This window comes from Caldicellulosiruptor acetigenus (assembly GCF_026914305.1).
Taxonomy (GTDB): Bacteria; Bacillota; Thermoanaerobacteria; order Caldicellulosiruptorales; family Caldicellulosiruptoraceae; genus Caldicellulosiruptor; species Caldicellulosiruptor acetigenus.
The window spans coordinates 2546680-2570491 of sequence record NZ_CP113866.1 but is presented as its reverse complement, the minus strand read 5'-3'; the positions used below and the strand labels follow the sequence as shown (position 1 = coordinate 2570491).

General features: G+C 35.7%; 15 protein-coding genes. 13 read left to right on the top strand and 2 right to left on the bottom strand.

What is annotated here, in order from left to right; translation table 11 throughout:
- The first annotated feature begins 17 nt into the window (after positions 1–17).
- Entirely contained in the window at positions 18–1451 is a 1434-nt protein-coding gene (gene hydG / locus OTK01_RS12490) for a [FeFe] hydrogenase H-cluster radical SAM maturase HydG (protein WP_029227856.1), read from the top strand.
- A 22-nt stretch (positions 1452–1473) separates the two neighbouring features.
- On the opposite strand, the gene OTK01_RS12485 is transcribed toward hydG, so the two are convergent.
- Entirely contained in the window at positions 1474–1860 is a 387-nt protein-coding gene (locus OTK01_RS12485; RefSeq protein WP_029227855.1) for a response regulator, read from the bottom strand.
- A gap of 158 nt (positions 1861–2018) precedes the next feature.
- On the opposite strand from OTK01_RS12485, the gene OTK01_RS12480 reads away from it, so the two are divergent.
- Positions 2019–2741, top strand: a complete 723-nt coding sequence (locus OTK01_RS12480; RefSeq protein ID WP_029227854.1) for a tRNA1(Val) (adenine(37)-N6)-methyltransferase — start codon at positions 2019–2021, stop codon at positions 2739–2741.
- Positions 2738–3586 carry a 16S rRNA (cytidine(1402)-2'-O)-methyltransferase gene (rsmI, locus tag OTK01_RS12475; RefSeq protein ID WP_029227853.1) on the top strand — a complete coding sequence of 283 codons (849 nt, stop codon included), beginning with the start codon at positions 2738–2740 and terminating at the stop codon, positions 3584–3586. The genes OTK01_RS12480 and rsmI overlap by 4 nt, the downstream gene beginning before the upstream one ends.
- 68 nt (positions 3587–3654) lie before the next feature.
- On the opposite strand, the gene OTK01_RS12470 is transcribed toward rsmI, so the two are convergent.
- Positions 3655–3897: an AbrB/MazE/SpoVT family DNA-binding domain-containing protein gene (locus OTK01_RS12470; RefSeq protein WP_013431573.1), complete on the bottom strand. Its 243-nt coding sequence runs from the start codon at positions 3895–3897 to the stop codon at positions 3655–3657.
- Between the two features lie 672 nt (positions 3898–4569).
- Here OTK01_RS12470 and OTK01_RS12465 point away from each other — a divergent pair.
- From OTK01_RS12465 to OTK01_RS12420, 10 genes are all read left to right on the top strand, one after another.
- Positions 4570–7425, top strand: a complete 2856-nt coding sequence (locus OTK01_RS12465; RefSeq protein ID WP_029227852.1) for an extracellular solute-binding protein — start codon at positions 4570–4572, stop codon at positions 7423–7425.
- A 51-nt stretch (positions 7426–7476) separates the two neighbouring features.
- Positions 7477–8370 carry a carbohydrate ABC transporter permease gene (locus OTK01_RS12460; protein WP_029227851.1) on the top strand — a complete coding sequence of 298 codons (894 nt, stop codon included), beginning with the start codon at positions 7477–7479 and terminating at the stop codon, positions 8368–8370.
- 37 nt (positions 8371–8407) lie between these two features.
- The gene (locus OTK01_RS12455) at positions 8408–9271 is read left to right on the top strand and encodes a carbohydrate ABC transporter permease (RefSeq protein ID WP_029227850.1); all 864 of its coding nucleotides are present in this window, start codon (positions 8408–8410) and stop codon (positions 9269–9271) included.
- A gap of 34 nt (positions 9272–9305) precedes the next feature.
- Complete coding sequence (locus OTK01_RS12450; RefSeq protein ID WP_029671901.1) at positions 9306–11453, top strand: YIP1 family protein; 2148 nt, start codon at positions 9306–9308, stop codon at positions 11451–11453.
- 29 nt (positions 11454–11482) lie between these two features.
- Positions 11483–13681 (top strand): DUF5696 domain-containing protein, encoded by a 2199-nt coding sequence (locus tag OTK01_RS12445; protein WP_029227848.1) that lies wholly within the window; start codon positions 11483–11485, stop codon positions 13679–13681.
- 15 nt (positions 13682–13696) lie between these two features.
- Positions 13697–14617: a carbohydrate ABC transporter permease gene (locus tag OTK01_RS12440; protein ID WP_029227847.1), complete on the top strand. Its 921-nt coding sequence runs from the start codon at positions 13697–13699 to the stop codon at positions 14615–14617.
- A 69-nt stretch (positions 14618–14686) separates the two neighbouring features.
- Entirely contained in the window at positions 14687–15682 is a 996-nt protein-coding gene (locus tag OTK01_RS12435) for a carbohydrate ABC transporter permease (RefSeq protein ID WP_035168064.1), read from the top strand.
- Positions 15683–15756: 74 nt separating this feature from the next.
- Entirely contained in the window at positions 15757–17541 is a 1785-nt protein-coding gene (locus OTK01_RS12430; protein WP_029227845.1) for an ABC transporter substrate-binding protein, read from the top strand.
- A gap of 81 nt (positions 17542–17622) precedes the next feature.
- The gene (locus OTK01_RS12425) at positions 17623–21666 is read left to right on the top strand and encodes a family 43 glycosylhydrolase (RefSeq protein ID WP_029227844.1); all 4044 of its coding nucleotides are present in this window, start codon (positions 17623–17625) and stop codon (positions 21664–21666) included.
- Between the two features lie 16 nt (positions 21667–21682).
- Complete coding sequence (locus tag OTK01_RS12420) at positions 21683–23785, top strand: endo-1,4-beta-xylanase (protein ID WP_029227843.1); 2103 nt, start codon at positions 21683–21685, stop codon at positions 23783–23785.
- The last annotated feature ends 27 nt before the right edge of the window (positions 23786–23812 follow it).

Sequence of the window (23812 nt, the reverse complement as noted above, 5' to 3'; positions counted from 1 at the left end):
TGGAGTGTGATTTTGAGATGTTTAGAAAAGATCAATGGGAAAGAGCTGATTTTATAAATGACCAGATGGTCTATGATATCCTTGAAGAGGGAAGCAAAAATATTGAGAGAGCAGAAGAAATAATTGAAAAAGCTTTGCAGCTAAATGGACTTGAGCCTCAGGAGGTTGCAACCCTTCTTTATATAGAGGACAAAGACCTTTTAGAAAAGCTTTTTAAGGCGGCAAGACAGGTAAAAGAGAGGATTTATGGTAAAAGAATTGTACTTTTTGCACCTCTTTACATCAGCAACTTTTGTGTAAACAACTGCCGATACTGTGGTTATCACAGGTCAAATACAAAGATGAAAAGAAGAAAGCTCACAATGGATGAGATACGAAAAGAGGTTGAAATAATTGAATCTCTTGGGCACAAAAGAATTGCTCTTGAGCTTGGCGAAGACCCAAAAGAAGCGCCAATTGAATATGTTATAGATAGCATTAAAACAATATATTCAGTATATAAAGAAAAAGGAAACATAAGAAGGGTGAACGTCAACATCGCTGCAACAACCATTGAAGAATACAGAATGCTAAAAGAAGCAAAAATAGGCACCTATGTACTTTTCCAGGAAACATACCACAGGCCAACCTATGAATACATGCACCCCGAAGGGCCAAAGTCAGATTATGACTGGCACACGATGGCAATGGACAGAGCAATGCAGGCAGGAATTGATGATGTTGGGCTTGGAGTGCTCTTTGGGCTTTATGACTATAAATTTGAGGTTGTTGGACTAATCTTGCATGCAAAGCATCTTGAGGAAAGGTTTGGAGTAGGTCCGCATACAATTTCTGTGCCAAGAATTAGACCTGCAGAAGGTGTTGAGGTGACAAAAGAAAGATACCCTTATTTGGTCTCTGATGAAGAGTTTAAAAAGATTGTTGCAATAATTCGACTTGCCGTGCCCTACACTGGCATGATTTTATCTACCCGTGAAAGGCCAGGTTTTAGAGAAGAAGTAATTGACCTTGGGATATCGCAAATCAGCGCTGGTTCTTGCACAGGTGTTGGCGGCTACACACTTGAGTATGAAGGAAAATCCACGGGTGATTTAGATGAAGACCTTGCACAGTTTGAGGTAGAAGATAAAAGAAGTCCAGATGAGGTCATAAGAACCCTTTGTGAGGCAGGTTATATTCCAAGCTACTGCACTGCATGTTATAGGAAAGGGAGAACAGGGGATTTGTTTATGCAGTATGCAAAGACAGGTGATATTCAAGACTTTTGCACACCAAATGCGCTTTTGACTTTTATGGAGTATTTAGAGGACTATGGTTCTGAAAAGACAAAAGAGGTTGGAAGACGCTTGATATATGAGAGCTTAAATCAAATAAAAGATGAGAGAATGCGCAAAGAGACAGAAAAAAGACTTGAGATGATAAGAAACGGTGTGAGGGATTTGTACTTCTAAAATTTTTCAATCAAAAAGGGGCTTATCGCACAGCCCCATTTTTGCTATTTTGCTCTTCTTCAATTTGTTTTAAAACATGCTCAATTGCCAGCTTTGAAAATGGCTTTCTTATAAACTCAAAAGCACCACATTTTTTTGCTTCTTTTTCAATATCTGGCTGAGAGATGGCAGAAATTATGATAACATTTGTTTCTGGTAGTATATTTTTAATGATACGCGTCGCAGTAAGTCCATCAATATCAGGCATGGTTATGTCAAGTGTTACAATGTCAGGTTTGAGGTCCTCTATCTCCTCTATGAGATCTGAGGCGGAAGAAAACTCTGCTATAACCTGGTGCCCAAGTGATGTAAAGATGTCTTTTAACATTATCCTAATAAAATGGGCGTCATCTACAATACAAACCTTCATAACAAATCTCCTCTTTTTGAGATTGTCAAATATTTTCAAGGGCACTATAATATATTATAATGCTTTTACTAAAAAAAACAACACTAAATGAATAGAATTTTTTCATCTGAATAATAACATTGTCATATTATCAATTTTGCAGGCAAAGAGGTAGAAGTATGCTCAGGAAGGAAAATTTAAAGATAGGGAACTACTGTATATATCAAGATACAGATTTTTTCTTGTATGGTACAGATGCCGTGGTTTTGAGCGATTTTATACAGCTTAAGAAAAATGACATTGTAGTTGAGTTTGGCACAGGGAATCTGATAATCCCCATTTTGCTGTGGGCAAAAGGCAAAAAGTTCAAAAAACTCTATGTTCTGGAGATACAAAAAGAAGTTTGTGACCTTGCCATTTTGAATAGGAATATAAACAATCTTCAGGACAGAATTGAAGTGATAAATGCTGATTTGAAAGATGCACTCAAGATTTTTGGCTCTGAGTTTGCAAACGTAGTTTTTACAAACCCACCTTACAGGAAGGTAAGCAGCGGAACAATAAATCCAAACATCAAAAAAGCCATCGCAAGACATGAGATTATGTGCACCATTGAAGATGTTGTGAGAAGCGCAATGCAGATCTTGAAGTTTGGCGGGCGTTTTTACATGGTCTACAGGAGCGACAGACTTACAGATGCACTCTATTATTTGAGACTTTACAAGTTAGAACCAAGCCTTATACGATTTGTTCACCAGAACAAGGAAAAAGAGTCTTCACTTGTGCTGATAGAGGCAAAAAAAGGCAAACAGTGTTCGCTAAAAGTTGACAAGCCACTGTTTATAGATGAGATGGAATATTACCTTGAGGAGCAAAATGGCAGCGAGGATGAAAAGGAATGAGTGGGAAACTATTTATTGTTGGAACACCAATTGGAAATTTAGATGACATGTCAAAACGTGCTATAGATACTTTAAATTCGGTAGACTTTATTGCATGTGAGGATACACGGGTCACCATAAAGCTTTTGAACCATTTTGGGATAAAAAAGAAACTTGTTTCTTTTCATGAGTTCAGCCCAAAAGAAAAAGAAGAGAAAATTATACATGAGCTGAAAAGCGGCAAGAAGATTGCGCTTGTGTCTGATGCGGGAATGCCTCTTATTTCAGACCCTGGGTATGAGCTTGTTCGAAGGTGCATAGAAGAAGGTATAGAGGTTACAGTGGTGCCCGGACCTTCTGCTTTTGTATGTGCTTTGGTGCTCTCTGGGCAGAACACCTACGGCTTTGTGTTTGAGGGATTTTTACCCAAAAATAAAAGAGCTAAGAGAGAAAAGCTTGAAAGCTTAAAATATGAAAAGCGGACACTCATATTTTATGAGGCTCCCCACAAACTTTTAGATACACTTTCTCAGATGGCTGAAATTTTTGGAGTGGATAGGGAGATAAGTATTGTCAAAGAGATAACAAAAGTGCATGAGAGTGTCATGCTCACAAATCTTTCAAAAGCGATAGAGTTTTTCAAACAAAATCCTCCCAAGGGTGAATATGTGCTTGTTGTGAGAGGTTATGAAGATGCTAAAGAAAAAACACAAGATGATAATGTTGAGCTTATAAGAGAAAGGCTCAAAGAAAAGTTTTTGCAAGGATTTTCAAAAAAAGAGGCAGCAAAGATGGTTGCAGATGAGCTGAATTTGCCTAAAAACAAGGTATACAAGATTATGATTGAAAGCAATGAATTTAAATGAAAAAGAATAGAGGGCAGAATGATTTTTTCTGCCCTCTATTCTTGTTGTGTCTTTCTTCTTTTGCTCAATTAGCTCTTTTTGAGTTCATCCATGCAGTCTTTGCAGATGTTTTTGCCCTTGTAGTAGATAACATCCTTTGCATTGCCGCAGAAGATGCAAGCTGGTTCATACTTTCTGAGGATTATCTTGTCACCATCAACGAAGATCTCAAGAGCATCCTTCTCAGCAATGTCAAGTGTTCTTCTAAGTTCGATAGGAAGAACTATTCTGCCAAGCTCGTCAACCTTTCTAACAACGCCTGTTGATTTCATTTCAAATCTTCCTCCTTTCAACAAATTTCGACATTTTTCTTACACTGCTATTATACCATCGTTGCAATTTTATGTCAAGGAGTTTTTTAATCTTTTTACAATAAATTTTATTCAAGCAAACAATCGCTTTTGCAGGGTTTAAGTGTGCAAAAGAGAAATGATAACAGTTATGAAGTCATTTGATCGAAAATAGATTAAAATAAAATGTGTTAATGTCAGGAAAATAATAACAATATATAAATCTTTAAACTGTAAAATTTAAATAGCAAATTTAAAGTCATAATTCGACATTATTCGACAGGTTACAACAAATTCATCTTAATTTTTATTCATTTGTTATTACTCGAAAAAACAACAAAGTTTTAAATGGGATTAAAATTCATGTTGTATACGTACAACTTTTTTAATATAATGCTACTAAAAACTATTGACTAATGAACGTTTAAGATAATATAATATAGACGAAACATAACTTACCTTTTGGAATATTAGAATTTGAAAAGGCTCTCAACAGTAATTAGTTTAGTAAAAATTACGCTTTTAAAATTGACCAAATCCTAAATGAATATAGTCTAAGTAAGAAATGTATAAATAACAAATCTTCTCAAGCTAATTGTAGTTTAATGAAGGAAAATGCAGCAAACTTATTAAAATAAAAGGAGTTGATAAAAATTGAATAGGTTTTCAAAAATATCGAAGACACTAAAAATAACTTTTGCGTGTATTATAGTGTTCTTGCTTTTGAAAACGATGTCGTTCGGTTCTGAAGGAATATCAACTCTTCAAGAATATTTGAAAAAGGTAGAAAATGCAAAAAAGCCTCAAAATACAATTGTTTTTAAAGCGATAAATTACACCAACTCAGAGAATGCATTTCTTAAAAAAGTGGCGGAATTTAAGGGACAGAATGATGTTCTTTTGTGGGAAAAAGAAGGGGGCTGGGTCGAATGGAAGGTACATATTCCTGAAACAGGTCTGTATAATATGGCTCTTCAGTATTATCCTTTGCCTGGTAAAGGTTTGGGTATAGAAGTTGCTGTGATGATTGACGGTAAAATCCCGTACAAAGAAGCTCAGAAAGTGACTTTTTACAGAGTATGGAAAGATACAACAGGGATAAGAAAGGATAAAAAAGACAATGATTTGAGACCGAAATGCCAGGAAGATCCGAGATGGCAGAAAGTAGATTTCATTGATACAGAGGGATTTTATAACAAATCATTGCCTTTCTATTTTACTCAAGGTGAGCACACGATAAGACTTGTAAGCATAAGAGAACCTTTTGCATTAAAACAGCTAATCATCTATAACCCAGAAAAGTTGCCTTCCTATGCTGATTACATAAAAAAGAATGACATGACAAATAAAGTTTCAAAGGACATTGTTATCAAAGTTCAAGGTGAGCATCCATATCTAAAATCTGATCCTATTCTATATCCTACATATGACAGAACAGATCCGGCGACAGAACCTTACCATGTATCAAAAATTAGATTAAATACAATAGGTCAATGGAACTGGCGATATCCAGGGATGTGGATAAGCTGGAAGATTGAAGTTCCAGAAGATGGCTATTATAAAATAGCAATCAAAGCACGTCAGAACTTTGTTCGTGGCTTGTCTGTTCACAGAAAACTTTATATTGATGGGAAAGTTCCGTTTAAAGAGGCAGAAGATATTGAATTTCCTTATAGTATAAGATGGTATATGAAGACTATAGGGCAGAAAGACAAACCATACTTGGTTTATCTGACAAAAGGACTTCATGAAATCAAATTAGAAGCTACCCTAGGTTCATTTGCAGAAATACTTAGTAGAGTTGAAAATACAGCCAGAGGACTGAATGACCTTTACAGGAAGATTATAATGATAACAGGTACATCTCCAGATTTGTACAGAGACTATTTTCTTGAAGAGCAGATACCTGGGCTTGTAAAGACTTTGTTGAAATTTAGCAATGAGTTAGAAGAAGAAGCAACACTGTTTGAGAAACTGGCTGGGCAGAAGGGTGGAGAAGCTGAATTCTTACGAAGGGTTGCTCTCCAGCTGAGAGATATGGCTAAAGATACTGATAGTATACCTGGTAGGATTTCAAATTTCAGAGATAATTTAAGCGGTTTGTCATCTTGGCTTGCTTACAGAAGAGATCAGCCATTGGAAATTGATTATATACTTGTTGCTTCACCTGATGCAAAACTTCCATCGCCGACAGCTTCAATGGCTAGCAAATTCATAAATTCATTTAAGGCATTTATATACTCCTTTATTGAAGACTACACCAACATTGGAGAAGTATATGAAGGTCAAAAGGTAATCAAAGTATGGGTTGGTGGAGGGCGTGACCAGGCCCAGATTATACGAGATTTGATAAATGATTCGTTCACACCGCAGACAGGGATAAAAGTGAATGTAAGTTTAGTGCAGGCAGGCTTGATTGAGGCTATACTCGCTGGAAAAGGACCTGATGTGGTCTTAACTGTTTCGAGAGCACAGCCTGTTAACTTAGCTGCTCGTGGTGCACTTGTTGATTTGAGTAAGTTCAAAGATTTTGAACAGGTAAAGAAAAGGTTTGCACCTACAGCGCTTGTGCCGTACACATATAATGGTGGGGTTTATGGACTGCCAGTTACACAAGATTTTTACATGATGTTTTACAGAAAAGATATCTTGGAGGAACTTAATATAGAACTTCCACAAACATGGGATGATATGTACAGAGTTATTGCAAAATTACAAAGATACAATCTTCAGGTAGGTTTGCCTTATCAAAGAATAGATGCGCTAGAAGCTATTGACGCAGGTCTTGGAGCAAGAAATCTATTTCCGACCTTGTTGTTGCAGTTTGGTGGTAACTTCTACGACAAAACAAAGACACGAACACTGTTAGATAGGCCAGAAGCTGTTGCGGCATTCAAGACATGGACAGATTTTTACACAAAATATAATCTGCCGCTCATTTATGATTTTTACAACAGATTCAGAACTGGTGAAATGCCTCTGGGTATTGCACCTTATACAACATATAATCTGCTTGCAACAGCAGCACCAGAGATCAGAAATGAATGGGGCATAGCACCTATTCCAGGTGTTAGAAAGCCAAACGGCGAAATAGACCGATCAACAGGTGCTTCAGGCACGGCATGCATTATATTAAAGAAAAGTAAGAATAAAGAGGCTTGCTGGGAGTTTTTGAAATGGTGGACGTCTGATGAGATACAAACACAGTTTGGTAAAGAACTTGAGATGCTGATGGGAACAGCGGCAAGGTACAACACAGCAAATTTGACAGCTTTTCAAAGACTTCCGTGGAACAAAGAAGAGATGGAAAATTTAGAATCACAGTGGAAGTATGTAAAAGAAATAGAGGAAGTTCCTGGTAGTTATTATATTACAAGAAGTATAGACAGTGCATTTTCTGCAGTTGTTTATCAGGGAATAAATCCTAGAGAGAGCTTGTGGAAGTATACAAAAGAGATCAATGATGAGCTTGAGAGAAAGAGGATAGAATTGAGTTCGTACAAGCAATAAAAGACGGTTTTTTGAAGCCTGTTTTATAAATCCAGGAAGGGAGATTTTAAAATGGGACTAATTGAAGATATAAAAAAGAACAAAGCCAGTTATTTAATGATTGCACCCTATATGTTGTTGTTTACAATATTTACGTTAATACCAGTTGTCAGTTCAATATTTATAAGTTTTACAAACTACAATATGCTTCAGCCACCCAAATGGGTTGGTTGGTCCAATTACATAAGATTGTTTCTAAGCGATAAGATATTTTTAAAAGTTTTAAGGAATACACTGATATTTGCATGCTTAACAGGACCGCTTAGCTATTTTATGTCTTTTTTCCTTGCATGGTTTATAAGCGAATTTAATCCAAAACTGAGAGCATTTTTAACCCTTGTATTTTACTCTCCATCGCTTGCTGGCAATGTGTTTTTCATCTGGTCATTTATCTTCAGCGGCGATGTATATGGGTTGATAAATGGATGGGCAATGAAACTTGGCATTATAAATGAGCCTATCAACTGGTTGCAGGATCCAAACTATATCTTGTGGGTAATTATAATAGTTCAACTGTGGCTTAGCATGGGCGCAGGATTTTTAGCCTTTGTTGCAGGGTTTCAGAACCTTGACAGAGAGCTGTTTGAAGCAGGTGCAATTGATGGTATAAGAAATAGATTTCAGGAACTCTTTTATATAACTATTCCTCAAATGGCACCGCAGCTTATGTTTGGTGCGGTTATGCAGATAGGTGCATCGTTTGGTGTGAGCACAGTTGTAATGGCTCTTGGTGGACTCCCAACAAGAGAATACAGTGCTGATACTGTGGTGACTTATCTTATTGACTACGGGACTGTCAGGTTTGAGATGGGCTATGCATCAGCAATTGCGGTAATCCTATTTATAGCGATGCTTTTGACTAACAAGGTTATTGCATCAATTTTGAGAAGATACTCCTTTGATTAAACAATTATTAAATTTTAAAAAAAGTGGGTGAAATCAATTGAGCAAAAAAGCAACATTGGCATGGAGAAAGCAAAACAGGAGTATGGCTGGTAATCTTGTTATATTTGCTATTCTGGCGATTTTAGGCGTATTTATGGCATTGCCACTAATTTATACAATAGTCAATGCGTTCAAGCCGTTTGATGAGATTTTTATCTTTCCACCGCGTCTTTATGTAAGACGTCCTACGCTTGATAACTTTGTCTTACTATTTCAACTTGCAACAAACATGTGGGTGCCATTTTCAAGGTATATTTTTAATAGCTTGTTTATTTGTGTAGTTGGAACTGTAGGACATATTTTAATAGCTTCGTTGGCTGCTTATCCACTTGCCAAACATCAGTTTGCAGCAAAGAGGATTATAAACGAGGTAATTGTTCTTGCATTGCTTTTTACACCACAGGTTACCTATATTCCTCTTTACATTATTATGTCGAATTTAAAGCTTATCGATACTTATGGTGCTCTGATTTTCCCTGCTTGGCAAATGACGCTAGGGCTTTTCCTGATGAGACAGTTTATGACACAGATTCCAGATGCACTTTTAGAAGCTGCCAAGATTGATGGAGCAAGTGAATTGAGAATTTGGTGGCGAATAGTTATGCCAAATGTCAAACCAGCATGGCTTACACTGATGATTTTGTCGTTTCAGCAGTTGTGGAATCAGACAGGAGGTTCGTTTATATTCAGTGAGAGTCTCAAACCATTGCCTACACTTATGTCCCAGATAGCAGCAGCAGGTATTGCACGTGCTGGAGTTGGAGCAGCTGTTGCATTGGTGCTAATGATACCGCCAATAGTCCTTTTCATAATTTCGCAGAGCAGTGTTATGGAAACCATGGTGAATGCTGGTATAAAGTAAAAGGTGTTTCTTATTAAATATTCTATGTTAAACTATGAAAGTAAAGGTGAGGACAGTGAAAATAAAAAGAAGAGTATATGCAAAACTAATTACTGTATTTTTAGTAGGTTTAATATTTCAGTGGTTCGGTAATATAAGTGCATATGCGTATATAATAGAAGACATGCGAGAAGTGCCTTATTATCAGTACAATTATGATGTATATCTGCACGAGATTCCAAGTGCAGCAGGTTATTTTCCTAATAAATGGGTTAGAGGCGAAGATTTGGGTGTTGGAGCATTTAAAAATCCATCAGATATTTATGTAGATAGTAAAAACAATGTTTACATAATGGACAGTGGGAATAAAAGAATTGTGATTTTTGACCAGCATTTCAAATTGATAAAAGTGATTGATAAGTTCTTTGATAATAATGGCGATATTCAGCTTGTAGAGCCAGAAGGCATATTTGTTGATAAAGATGGTTTTATCTACATTTGCGACAAGGGTGCAAAGGTGGTTTTAGTAGTAAATCAAGATGGTAAATTAGTAAAAACTATAGAAAAACCGGTGTCAGATTTAAAAGCAGCAAAAAAAGATTTTGTCCCGTTCAAAGTTGTTGTTGACAATGCAGGGGTTATTTATGTGCTCTCCTTGGGTAGCTTCGAGGGTGCTTATATGTTTGATCAAAATGGAAACTTTTTAGGGTTTTATGGTAGCAACAAAGTTGTTGTAACTTGGCAACTCCTTGTAGATAGGATTTGGAAAAGTATTCTTACAAAAGAACAAAAATCATCAATGGTACGATACTTGCCGACAGAATGTACGAGTATTGACATAGGGAAAGACGGGTTTATATATACGACATCAAATCTTACAGATATTAGTGAAGGTGAGATTAGAAAACTAAACTACTTAGGTGAAAATATTCTTTGGTATAAGAAAAAAGGTCAAACAAGGGATTATGGTGATATTCCAAAATATTCTGGGAAAGAGCTTGAAGATACATATTTTATAGATATCGACGTAACAAACGATGGCTTTATAAATGCTCTTGACTACGAGAGAGGAAGGATATTCCAGTATGACCAAAATGCTAATTTGCTATTTATATGTGGCGGCAAGGGTGACCAGATAGGAACATTTAGGGACCCAGTAGCAGTTGATAGTATAGGAAATACTCTGCTTGTACTTGATAAGTTGAAAGGAGCAATTACTGTTTTTGAAGAAACCAAACTTGGCAGCTTAGTACATAAAGCTACTATTTTGTACAACGAAGGTAAGTATGATGAGGCAAGAGATTTATGGAGGCAGGTTCACAAGATGGATTTCAACTTTGCTCTTGCGCAGGTTGGTTTGGGCAAAGCACTTTTGAGAATGGATAGATATTCAGATGCAATGTATTACTTTAGATTAGCAAATGACAAAGAAGATTATTCAGAAGCAAAAGAGAACCTCAGAAATGAGTTTTTGAAAAGAAACTTTGGAGTACTTGCAACAACTTTAATAGTATTGATAATAGCTTTGTACATTATAATAAAGCGATTCAAAAAGCCTGTTTCGGCTCAAGAAATATATACAAAGAAGATAAGCAAATACAAATATCCAATTCATACAATGTTACACCCATTTAGAGGTTTCGAGGAATTAAAAGAAGAGAGAAAAGGTTCTATTGGATTAGCAATTTTAATAGTATTTCTGTTTTTTATAACAATGGTCATAAATAGACAGTATACAGGTTTCATATTTAATCCGTACAGGCAAGACAAAATCAATATAATATCCCTTTTCTCAAGTACTGTTGGGATATTCTTCTTCTGGGTTCTTTCTAACTGGATGGTAACAACACTTATGGAGGGTGAGGGTAAATTCGGAGAAGTGTGGGTATTCTCAGCATATTCACTGGTGCCATATATTATTTGTACATTATTGGCAGTTATAATGAGTCAATTCTTGATAGCAGAAGAAGCAATGTTTATAAATTTTGTAAGGATGATAGGTGTTTTGTGGTTAATTGTGTGTTTGTTTAATGCGATGAAAGCAGCGCATCAATTTTCGGCAGGAAAAACTGTTGGAACAATGGTTTTGAGCGTAATTGGAGTTGGAATTATACTTTTCATACTTGTTTTGATGCTTACGCTTTTTGGACAGTTAATAGATTTTATTTCGAATATTTACAGCGAGATTTTATTGAGGATATAGCCGAGGTTTTGAAAAAGGAGGCATTCAAATTGATTTTGCATAGAAGACTTAAAATTATTTTAAAAATATCAATTAGTGTTTTAGTTCTTCTGGGGTACGTGCAATTTTCTCAATTTGCTTTGGCAAATAATGTAACTTACAAAAAAATGGCATCTAACGACAGATTTGAATTGTATGTAAATGAAAAATATGGATATATTAAAGTACTTGACAAAAAGACAAACACAGTTTGGCTAAGCAATCCAGAAAACTGGCGTGATGATCCTATTGCGGCAGGTAGTATGCGAACCCAGCTCGCTTCGCAGATGGTTTTAAAGTATGCATTCATGGAATCATACACTGTGCAAACAGTAAACAGTTATGCTGGGTCTGCCATGAAAAAGGGATTAAAAATTAAAAAGATAAAAGACGGATTTATTGCAACATATACCTTTAAAAAAGAGGGTTTTATATTGCCTATTTCGGTCACTATTAATAATGATTATGTGAATGTTGATATTCTTGTGAATCAAATAAGAGAGATAAAGAAAGATAAATATAGATTAGTTTCAATCCAACTTCTGCCTTTTTTCGGTGCAGGAAGCATTAAAGAAAGTGGATATATAGTTGTTCCAGACGGTTGTGGTGCTGTTATAAACTTTAATAACAAGAAGGGCAACGAAGAATATTCACAGCGTGTTTATGGTCCTGATTATGCCTTGGTTCGAGAACATAATGTTTATGTGACACAGTATGCAAGACTTCCAGTCTTTGGCTTAAAAAAGGGGAATGTTGGATATTTAGCAGTGATAACTGAAGGTGATTCAAAATCAATCATAAATGCGTATACAAGTGGTTCAAGAACCTCATACAATCAAGTTTTTTGTGAATTTATTGTAAGAGAGCAAGATAGTATAACCTTTAAAGAAAAGCAATGGAATGAAGAGACATTTAATATATTTGAAAATAGCATACCCTCGCAGACAAAATATTCGATAAGATATTATTTCCTCGATAAAGACAAGTCTGATTATGTTGCAATGGCAGAAAGATATAGGGAGTATTTAATAAAAGAAAAAGGGCTCAAGAAAAATAATCAGGATAAATTACCAATTTATATTGAACTCTATGGCGGGGTTAAGAAGATTAAATATATTGTAGGAGTGCCAAGAAATATAACAATTCCATTGACAACTTTTAAGGATGCTCAAGAAATTGTCAAGAAAATCAAGAATCTGGGGATTAAAGATGTAGTTGTAAAATACACAGGGTGGTACAATAACGGTGTTTACTACAATTTGCCAGTAAATTTAGATCCTGAAGGTGTTTTGGGTGGTAGAAATGATCTTCAAAAAATGCTGAACTACTTTTCACAAAATAGAACAAAGGTATACTTTGATGTAGATTTTGTAACCTTCAGAAAAGGTTCATTATTATACCCGATAAATGTGGTTGCAACAAAGTCAATGAAAAAAGTTCCTACAAAGCTTATAAGATATTCGCCTGCAACGTGCTATCCAGACGACAATTATCCAGTATTGTTTATGTTATCTCCTAATTATGTTGGTAGATTTGTCAAAAGTGCTATTTCTAATAAACTTAATTTTACAAAAAATATTTCTATTTCATCAATTTCGAAGATGCTATATTCAGACTTCGGAACAAGACGGATAAATAGATTGCAAACAGAGAAGATATTTGAGCAAATTGTTGGGTATGTAAAAAATAAAGGTTATAATTTGCTGCTGACTGAGCCAAATGGATATCTCATTACAAACGCAAATGAAATTGTTGATATTCCCATTTACAGTAGCAAATTTGCAATAGAAGATTATGAAATACCATTTTATCAGATGGTACTGCGTGGCTATATTCCATATTCAACACCATCACTCAATGACTATTCAAACGAATGGCTTTGGAAGCTGAAAGTATTGGAAAGTGGTTCGTATATAAAGTTTACTTGGACTGCACGAAATGAAGATGAATTAAAAGAAACTATATGCGATTATTTATATTCATCAAATTACAAGTTATGGCTTGATGATTTGAAAAAGGCCTACAAAGAACTCTATCCAGTTTTAAGTAAAATCAAGAACAAGAAATTTTTAGAACACAGATTATTAAAAGAGGGATTAGTACTTGTAAAATTTGAAGGTGGGACGGAGATAATAATTAACTATACATCAACAGACCAGAAGGTATATAATACAGTGGTTAAAGCGAGAAACTTCAAAGTGATAGAATAAGAGGTGAATTTATTAATGATTAAAACAAATCCTTTTAAACAAATTTTTAGAAGAAAACTAACATTGAGACAGAAAGAGGCAATGTATGGTCGACTGTTTGTTCTTCCATGGGTGATCGGATTGATTGTCTTTTTCATAATACCATTTGTAAATTCGGTCTACTATACATTTCAGAAATTAAGTTTAGGGGACCAAGGATTGGAGTTTTCATTCATTGGTTGGGAAAACTATATATACGCGTTCACAAAAGACCCGAATTATGTCAAAAATCTTACATCTTCAATTACCAATATGTTATATGAAGTGCCTATTGTCATTGTATTCAGTATATTTGTTGCATACCTGCTAAAAGATGAATTCAAGGGAAGAACTTTTGCCAGAACAATATTTTTCTTTCCTGTAATAATTGCCTCTGGGGTTGTAATAACTGTGTTAAAGGAAAATGTTTTAGGTGGAAGTACCTCTAATATGGTGGCTTCATCTACAACAATTTTTAAGGCAGAAAATTTAAGAGCTGTGTTAATAAATGCCGGTATACCCCGATGGTTTAGCATGTATGTTGTAGATATCGTAAATAAAATATTCGATTTAACCTGGAGATCAGGGGTACAGATTCTCCTGATATTGGCAGCATTGCATAACATACCGAAGAGCTTTTATGAAGTTGCAATAATTGAGGGTGCAACAGAGTGGGAGAAGTTTTGGAAAATAACATTTCCAATGATATCCCCCACAGTGTATGTAGCAATCATATATTCAATCATCGATTATTTCACCGATTATGGCAATCAAGTAATGAGAATGGTTGTAGATGAAGCAAATAAAGGACGGTTTGAATATAGTACTACCATTGCCATCATATATTTCTTAGTAGTTATGGTTATTATACTGATAGTTAACAGAGTAATTGGAAAACGAGTGGTATATTTGACGTAATGGTTTTCAAAAAAAAGTTGAATTTAAAGTGAGGCGAACTGAGTTATGAAAAGTGTAAAAAGTTTAAGTATGTCATATATTGGTAAAAAATTAAATGTAAATGAGGTTACAAAATCAGTAGCTAAGAAACATTTATTCATTGTGCTAAAAAATGTATTTCTCTATGCATTTTTAATATGTATGAGCTACATATTACTTTACCCAATATTGTTTCTGATTAGCAATGCGCTGAGGTCGAAGGAGGACTTGTTTGATCCGAGCGTTATATGGATACCCAAATATATTACATTTTCCAACTTTGAATATGCTAATGTACTTCTATCATATCCAACAGCAATAAAAAATACACTGCTTATGCTCATACCATCAGTTATTATTCAAACATTTATATGCATGATGGTAGGATATGGATTTGCGAGATTTAGATTTGCAGAAAGAGAAATACTTTTTACAATCTTGCTCTTTACCATCATAGTACCGCTACAGACAATAATTGTTCCGCTGTATGTAAAGTTCAGGTACTTCGATTTTCTATACATTGGAAAACTTTTAGGTTTTATTACTGGCAAACCTCTTACTGTGAATCTTTTAGACACACCATGGCCGTTTTACATTTTAAATCTCTTTGGAATGGGTATAAGATCAAGCTTGTACATCTTTGTATTCAGGCAATTTTTCAGAAACATGCCTGTTGAGTTAGAAGAAGCCGCTAAAATTGATGGATGTGGACCATTTTCAACCTTTATAAGAATAATGGTACCGAATGCAACAGGTGCAATAATCACAGTTATGCTCTTTTCAATAGTTTGGCATTGGAACGATTATTATGTCTCGGCTATGTTTTATAATGAAAACCTTCCAATTTCAGTTATGCTAACTGTTTTAAATAACAGAATGAGTATGATACAAGATGCATATAACCTCTCTTCAGAAGATATATATCTAATGGGCTCTACCGTGTTAGAAGCCGGGTGTTTGATGGTAATCTTGCCGCTAATAGTGATATATATAATTGGTCAGAGATACTTTACAGAGAGCATCGAGAGAACAGGTATTGTTGGCTAAAAATGGTTTTAATTCCCTCTAAATTAGGAGGGATTAAAATACATCAAAATAATAAACAGAGGGAGGTTGATATCATGCTAAAATCAAAAATTTTCAAAAAACTTGTTTCAATTGCACTTATCGTTTGTTTAATTACCTCAGTTGTGGTAGTCATTAGCAACACAACCCAAAAGGCAGAAGCATCATCCAAATTAGGTGACATTTCGTTCCTAAGGCCTGGTTTTTCTAAAGAAAGTCTTAAAAGCACAGATCTTTTCAACAAAGCAGTAACAAAAGCTATAGAAGATTACCAAAAGAAGTATGGTGGAAAAGTTAACATCGTATACTCAGATTGGAACAACTGGCAGAACAAAATAATAGCAAGAATGGCTGCAGGCGATCCAATTGACGTTATATTCGGTGGTGTTAGCACTTTCCCATCACACTTTACACGAGGACTTGTTCAGCCGCTTGATAAGTATGTTGATTTAAATGCACCGTACATTAATAAAAGAGCAATGGACTATGCATTTAAGTACAATGGTCATTACTACTTGGCATCTCAAAAAGGTTCCAATGTTCCATGGCTGGTTATATATAATAAGGATTTAATGTTAGAAGAGGGTATAGATGAAGAAGAGATGCCACTTGCACTTTACAAGAAAGGTAAATGGAATTGGGATACATTCGCTGCACTGGCAAAGAAATTGACTGCAGACACAAATAAAGATGGAAAGATTGATAGGTATGGTGTAAACTTCTGGGCAGCAACTGCACTGGTTTATGCAAATGGTGTTGCATTTGTTTCGGTTGACAAATCAGGAAAAGGAAAGTTAAATTTTGACAATGCAGCACTACAAAGAGCATTGAATTTCTATAAGAAGGGTGCAAAAGAAGGATGGCTTGCACGTGACTGGGACATAACAGTTTCTGGTCTTAAGAAGAGACAGACTGTTATGCTTGTTGCGCCTCAGTACAAATTTGACCAGGATAAAAGAGAAGTTGAAGATGAACTTGAAGCAGCTCCATTGCCATTAGGTCCTGATAACAAAGCTGGTTTGTATCCGTTTGATGCTGATGGATACGGAATTATGAAGGGATCAAAAAATCCTGTTGGTGCTGGTAAATTTATCAATTTACTATTAGAAAGCGTTCAGAAAAATCATGATGATGTCAATGCAAAGAATAGACCAAAGTATCTTGTAGACTTTGTCAATGAACTTGCTAAAAAGTCCTTCTATCCAGCATTAGGAGAAGGTTTAATGGGTATGCCACATTGGGATATCTTTGGAAGAGTTGATAGTTCTGATTCTGTTGCATCAGCATTGTCGAGCTTAAGACCGCAAATTGAAAAGAACATAAAAGATGCACAGAGCGGAAAGGTTGAAGTTGTGTATAAACCATTCAAACCATTTACAATTAACTTCGATGATGGAAAGAACAATTTCAAACTCTTAGATTCGTCAAAGAAGACTGTTAAACTTTCTATAGTATCAGGCAAAGAAGCTGTAAAAGGCAAATCATTAAAAGTTACATGGGATCAGTCAAAAGACGGAAAAGAAATTTATGTAGTAACTGATCCTGCAAAAGTAAAAATATATGGTTGGCATGATTACAAAATTAGCTTTGAAGTAAAAGTATTAAAAGCTGTAACAGCAGGCAAGACGACAGTATCCTGCACAATACTCAGCGAACCAAAGTCTGGTGCAAAGTCGTACGGTAATGTTTCAAAGACAATAGATAGAGGTCAGACAGTATACAAAGTAGAAGGAAATATTACAAATATTCCCGATAACTCACAGAACATGTGCTTGAGAATTGGTATAACAGAAGGTGGAGACTTTGTAATTGACAACATTAAGGTTGAAGAGATTGAATAAAATAGTTTGGCTAATTTAAGGCATGCTCCATTTTTTGGAGCATGCCTTAAATTCAATCAATTCAGATGAGGGGTTAAAGAAATGATTAAAGAATATTTGAAAAAGGGAAAAAAGATGGTAATACCTGTTACATTTATTATTTGTTTAATACTTTTTGCATTTGTGAGCAGTCAAATTAATGAAGTATACAGTTCATACAATCTACAGGGAGGTTCAAAATTGCTACAAGATAATATGATTGCTTATAATCCAATAATCTTAGCTGATATTCCTGATCCTGATATCATTAGAGTAGGAAATAACTATTATATGGTTAGTACAACTATGCATATGACACCAGGTGTTCCCATAATGCACTCAACTGACCTTGTTAATTGGAGAATAATAGGCTATGTTTATGACAGATTGGAAGATAATGATGCGCATAATTTAAAAAATGGGATGAATATTTATGGCAAAGGACAATGGGCTCCATGTATTCGCTACCACAAAGGCAAATATTATGTTTTATTTGGATCATTAGATACTGGTAAAACATATCTCTTTAGTTCAAAAAATATTACAGGTCCATGGGAAAGAGTTGAATTTAATGAATATTTACATGATCCATCTCTTTTGTTCGACGATGATGGAAAGGCGTATATAATTTACGGCAGAACTGAAATAAGAATCAGAGAACTTACACCCGACTACAAAGCTATTAACCCTAATGGATTGAACAAAGTTATTATTCCTTCTAAAAAAGATGGCATGGAAGGGTCACATGCATATAAAATTAATGGTAAATATTACATAACTACAATTTGGTGGGAAAAAGGAAGCATAAGAAAACAGTACATATATCGGGCAAACAAGATTGACGGACCGTACGAAGAGCGGCTTGCACTAAGTGATACTATGGGCTATAAATCTAATGGAGTTGCTCAAGGAGGTTTAATTGACACTCCCGATGGAAAATGGTTTGCAATGTTGTTTCAAGACCATGATGCGGTAGGACGTGTTCCTGTTCTTGTTCCTGTTAGATGGGAGAACGGGTGGCCGATTTTTGGCGATGAAAATGGTAAAGTACCGCTCAAATTTATAAAACCAGGTAAAAGCAGTTTTGAAAGTGAAGTAGTAAAAAGCGACGAATTTTATCAAGAAAAGCCAGAAACCAACGCAAGGAGATTTGAAGCGGTTAAGAATTTAGAGATGACAAGAAATGAAGAGCTGACTGTTAATAATGATTTTAGTAGAGGGACAGCTGGATGGAAAGGCAGAGAGGGAGCAAAATTAGAAATTGTTAAGGAAGGAAACAAAAACATAATACACGTATATTCTCTGTCAGGTTCGAATTCAGGATTGCAGCAGAATTTTACTGGTAGAATTGAGAAGGGCAAAAGATACAAAGCAGCGTTCAGAGTGAAGTACAAAAATGGGCCTGAAACGACAGAGTTTATTTTGTGTGCCAAAATAACATATAATGGCAAAGAAATTTATAAAGATCTCATAAAGGGTTTTGTAAATAAAAATGAATGGGCATCCATTTCAGGAACATTTGTAATTGACCAGGACATAGAGACGATATACTTGTTTATAAAGACCACACCAACAGGAAAACAAGGTAAAGAAAAGGGCTTGGTAGATTACTATGTGGATTTTGTTTCAGTAAAAGAGGTTTTATCAACAAACAAGGAATCAGAAGAAACTGCACCAAATGGCTCGGTGTTGGGATTGACTTGGCAATGGAATCATAATCCTGACAATTCCAAATGGTCTTTGCTTGAAAGAAAAGGCTTTCTGAGACTGAGAACTTGTAATGTTGTTGAGGATCTGCAGCAGGCAAGAAATACATTAACCCAGCGTACATTGGGACCAAAATGTTCAGGTTGGATACTGATGGATGTAAGAAATATGAATGATGGTGATTATGCAGGGCTTGCTGCATTTCAAAAGGAGTATGGTTTTATTGGTGTGACAAAGCAGGGGAACAGATTCTATGTTGTTATGGTTGAGAAAGGCAAAGAGGTTGCAAGAGAAGAACTTATGCAGACGATGGTATACTTAAAAATTGATTTTGATTTTGAGATAGACAAAGCATATTTTTACTACAGTTACGATGGAATTAACTGGACAAAATTTGGTTCTGATCTGGCAATGATATATACGTTACCTCAACATTTTATGGGATACAGGTTTGCGATATTTAATTTTGCAACTAAAAAGACTGGGGGCTATGTTGATATAGACTTTTTCAAGTTTGAGAATAAACTCACAGGTACAAAAACAGATAACAACTGGAAGGTCTATTTAGAAGAGAGCACTATTTCACTTGATAATACACTTGATACAAAACATGATATTTCGGTTTGTGTTAATTCCATGCCTGACAATAAGGAAGTAAAACAGATTGAAGTTGTATTAAAACATCCAGAGTGGCTTGATGTTGTTGGCATTTTAAAAGTCGATAAACTACTTGAAGATGCAACTGTAAAGATTGTCAAGAGAAGTGAAAATGAAACTGCAATAACCATCAGAGATATAAATAAAGTACTCTGTGACACAGATGGAATGTGGAAAAAGTTAATAAAGATACAGTTCAGACAGAAGAAAAAGTTCAATGAATCAATAAAAGAAGAAATATCAATTAAGTCTTTTGAATTATTATGCGAAAAAGAAAAGATTAGTTATGGGAGTGACTCTGCAGTGACACAGGTTGAATATACAGCACCAAACAGGCCACTTGGTAAAATCCCACCGAATGCGAATCCGTTGATAGCACACAAATTCGGTGCAGATCCGGCTGTGCTTGTGTATAAAGACAGGGTGTATGTATATTTGACAAACGATATTTTAGAATATGATGAAAACGGGAACATAAAGGATAACACATACAGCAAGATAAATAAGATTACTGTAATATCATCTGATGACCTTGTCAATTGGACAGATCATGGCGAAATTGAAGTAGCAGGTCCAAACGGAGCTGCCAAGTGGGCAACACAGTCATGGGCACCAAGTATAGCATATAAGAAAATAAATGGTAAAGACAAATTTTTCTTATATTTTGCTAACAATGCAAGTGGCATAGGTGTTCTTACCAGCGACAGTCCAATAGGTCCCTGGAAAGACCCGATAGGCAGACCATTAATTTCGAGATTTACACCGGGTGTTGAAGGAGTTGTGTGGTTATTTGATCCCGCAGTGCTGGTAGACGATGATGGAAAAGCTTACATCTATTTTGGTGGTGGAGTACCGCAGGGTCAAGATGCGATGCCAAACACTGCACGTGTTATGCAGCTTGGTGATGATATGATAAGTGTTGTAGGTGAGGCGAAAACAATACCTGCACCATTCATGTTTGAAGATTCGGGAATAAACAAAATAAATGGAGTTTACTATTACTCCTACTGCACAAACTTTTACAGTGGACCAAGACCGCAGGGCAGTCCACCAGCTGGTGTAATAGCTTATATGACAAGTAAAAATCCAATGGGACCGTGGGAATACAAAGGAGTAATACTAAATAATCCAGGATATTTCTTTGGAGTTGGTGGCAACAACCATCACCAAATATTCCAATTCAGAGGCAAGTGGTACATTGCGTATCATGCACAAACACTTGCAAAGGATATGGGGGCTGCCAAGGGTTACAGGTCTCCGCATATTAATGAACTTTACATTGAGGGAAATAAAATTAAAGAAGTTATTGCTGATTACAAAGGTGTTAATCAAATTAAGTTTGTTGATCCATATAAAACTGTTGAGGCAGAAACATTTGCATGGTGTGCAGGAATTTCGACAAAGAAAGCAAATGCAAGCAATAACATGTGTTTAACAGGAATAGACAGTGGGGACTGGATTGCGCTTTCTAAGGTTGACTTTGGCAATATAGGTCCGAAGAAATTTGAGGCGATGGTTTCTAACATCAACGGGAAAGGCTATGTAGAAATCAAGATAGACTCGGTTGATGGCAGAACAATTGCAGTTGCAGAGGTTCAGCCACAAAATAGTTCTTCTTCGCAGTGGGTCAAAGTAGAAGCAAAGGTTGAGAATGTGACAGGTGTACATGATTTGTATTTTGTGTTCAAAGGAGAAAATGGAAGTAACTTGTTTTATATGGATTGCTGGAGATTTGTGAAGTAAAAGGAGGGTAAGAAGTATGAAAAAAAGTGCGTATAAGATTGTGATACCTTTGACTGTGGTTATTGTTTTTATCATATCAAGTATCTTTTCACTGATATACCCGGTGATACCAGGCGTAATAGCTCAGACAGCGTCTGTGACAACAGTGAATTTTGAAGGGAAAGATACATTGACCTTCTTTGCATATGGTAATGCCAAAATAGCAACAGATCAAAGCTCGGCGATAGAAGGGAAAAAGAGCATCAAGGTTACAAACAGAAAATCTATATGGGACAGCCTCGGTATAGATGTAAAGGATGTTTTGAAAAGAGGCAAGACATGGCTGATATCAAGTTATATAAGGCATGAGGGTAAAAAGCCAGTAGCATTTTCCATAACGGCTTTGTATGATGACGGCAAGGGTCTAAAATACATTCAGCTTGGCGAAAAAATAATAATGCCAAACAAATGGGAAAAAATTGCTGTGAAATGGAAGCCAACACTGAAAAATCCGGCAAATCTGATAATTGCAATTCATCCAACAGTTGATAAGACAACTGTATATAACGTTGACAATATTCAGATAATGACCGAGGAAGCTTATCTATCGCAAGCTATAGTATATAAGGATACGTTTGAAAATAAGACTACTAACTGGCAGCCAAGAGGAGAGAATGTAAAAGTAAAATTAGATGATTCAAAGTTTCATGAAGGTAACAAGAGCCTTTATGTATTCGGTCGTACAGCCTTCTGGCACGGAGCAAAGATTCCAATTATCAAATATGTTGTTCCAGGTAAGCGCTACAGATTCAGTATCTGGGTACATCATACATCAATAGATTTTGAAAGATTTTCGATTTTGGTTCAGAGAAAAATGGCTGATGAAGCACAATACAGGTATGACTGGATAACTTCAAGCGAAGTTGCAGGTGATAGTTGGGTAGAAATAAGTGGAAGTTATGCTGTGCCCAAGAACGGTAAAATCGAAGAACTTGAATTTTACATTGAAGCGCAAGACCCAACATTATCTTTCTGGATTGATGACTTTACTATATCCGATCCATTGAAACTGCAAGAACCAAATTACGATCTTCCATCTTTAAAAGAAAAGTATAAAGATGACTTTAAAGTTGGTGTAGCTATTGGATATGGGGAACTTATGAATGACACAGACACACAGTTTATCAAAAAGCATTTTAACAGTATTACACCTGGCAATGAAATGAAACCAGAAAGTGTATTAAGAGGACCTGATAAATACGATTTTACAATTGCAGATGCTTTTGTTGAGTTTGCGACTAAGAATAACATAAGTATTCGGGGACATACCCTTGTTTGGCACAATCAGACACCGGACTGGTTTTTCAAAGATTCCAATGGTAACTTTTTGAAAAAGGATGAGCTTTTAAAGAGGCTGAAAAAGCATATATACACAGTTGTTGGGAGATATAAAGGCAAGATATATGCATGGGATGTTGTGAACGAGGCCATTGATGAAACTCAGCCAGATGGGTATAGAAGGTCGAACTGGTACAACATTTGTGGTCCAGAGTATATAGAAAAAGCATTCATATGGGCGCATGAGGCAGACCCTCAAGCCAAGCTTTTTTACAACGATTACAACACCGAGGTACCGCAGAAGAGGATGTTTATATACAACATGATTAAAAAGATGAAGTCTAAAGGTATTCCTATTCACGGTGTAGGGCTTCAGTGTCATATAAATGTCAACAATCCGTCTGTTGAAGAGATTGAGGAGACAATAAAACTGTTCAGTACAATTCCGGGGCTTGAGATTCAGATTACAGAGCTTGACATGAGCTTTTATCAATGGGGTTCTTCTGTTTACTACGTTGAACCGTCAAGAGAGATGCTGCTGAAGCAAGCAAAGAAGTATTATGAACTGTTTAACCTATTTAAAAAATACAAAAAAGTAATAAAAAGTGTTACATTCTGGGGACTCAAAGATGACTATTCATGGCTCAGGGGAGTTTTCAATAAGCCAGACTTTCCACTATTATTTGATGAATACTATGATGGTAAACCAGCTTTCTGGGCACTCATAGATTACTCAATAGTACCACAAAATATTAATTTGCCCACACCCCCGGCTATTCCTAAATTGAACACAAAGAGATAACCAAAAAGCCAGAATATGATTGAATGG

What these genes read in the sequence shown, in the direction of transcription:
- OTK01_RS12425 (WP_029227844.1), top strand. Translation starts at nt 17,623, where the DNA reads ATGATTAAAGAATATTTGAAAAAGGGAAAAAAGATGGTAATACCTGTT.
- hydG (WP_029227856.1), top strand. Translation starts at nt 18, where the DNA reads ATGTTTAGAAAAGATCAATGGGAAAGAGCTGATTTTATAAATGACCAG.
- OTK01_RS12480 (WP_029227854.1), top strand. Translation starts at nt 2,019, where the DNA reads ATGCTCAGGAAGGAAAATTTAAAGATAGGGAACTACTGTATATATCAA.
- OTK01_RS12460 (WP_029227851.1), top strand. Translation starts at nt 7,477, where the DNA reads ATGGGACTAATTGAAGATATAAAAAAGAACAAAGCCAGTTATTTAATG.
- OTK01_RS12485 (WP_029227855.1), bottom strand. Translation starts at nt 1,860, where the DNA reads ATGAAGGTTTGTATTGTAGATGACGCCCATTTTATTAGGATAATGTTA.
- OTK01_RS12420 (WP_029227843.1), top strand. Translation starts at nt 21,683, where the DNA reads ATGAAAAAAAGTGCGTATAAGATTGTGATACCTTTGACTGTGGTTATT.
- OTK01_RS12470 (WP_013431573.1), bottom strand. Translation starts at nt 3,897, where the DNA reads ATGAAATCAACAGGCGTTGTTAGAAAGGTTGACGAGCTTGGCAGAATA.
- OTK01_RS12435 (WP_035168064.1), top strand. Translation starts at nt 14,687, where the DNA reads ATGTCATATATTGGTAAAAAATTAAATGTAAATGAGGTTACAAAATCA.
- OTK01_RS12450 (WP_029671901.1), top strand. Translation starts at nt 9,306, where the DNA reads ATGAAAGTAAAGGTGAGGACAGTGAAAATAAAAAGAAGAGTATATGCA.
- rsmI (WP_029227853.1), top strand. Translation starts at nt 2,738, where the DNA reads ATGAGTGGGAAACTATTTATTGTTGGAACACCAATTGGAAATTTAGAT.
- OTK01_RS12440 (WP_029227847.1), top strand. Translation starts at nt 13,697, where the DNA reads ATGATTAAAACAAATCCTTTTAAACAAATTTTTAGAAGAAAACTAACA.
- OTK01_RS12430 (WP_029227845.1), top strand. Translation starts at nt 15,757, where the DNA reads ATGCTAAAATCAAAAATTTTCAAAAAACTTGTTTCAATTGCACTTATC.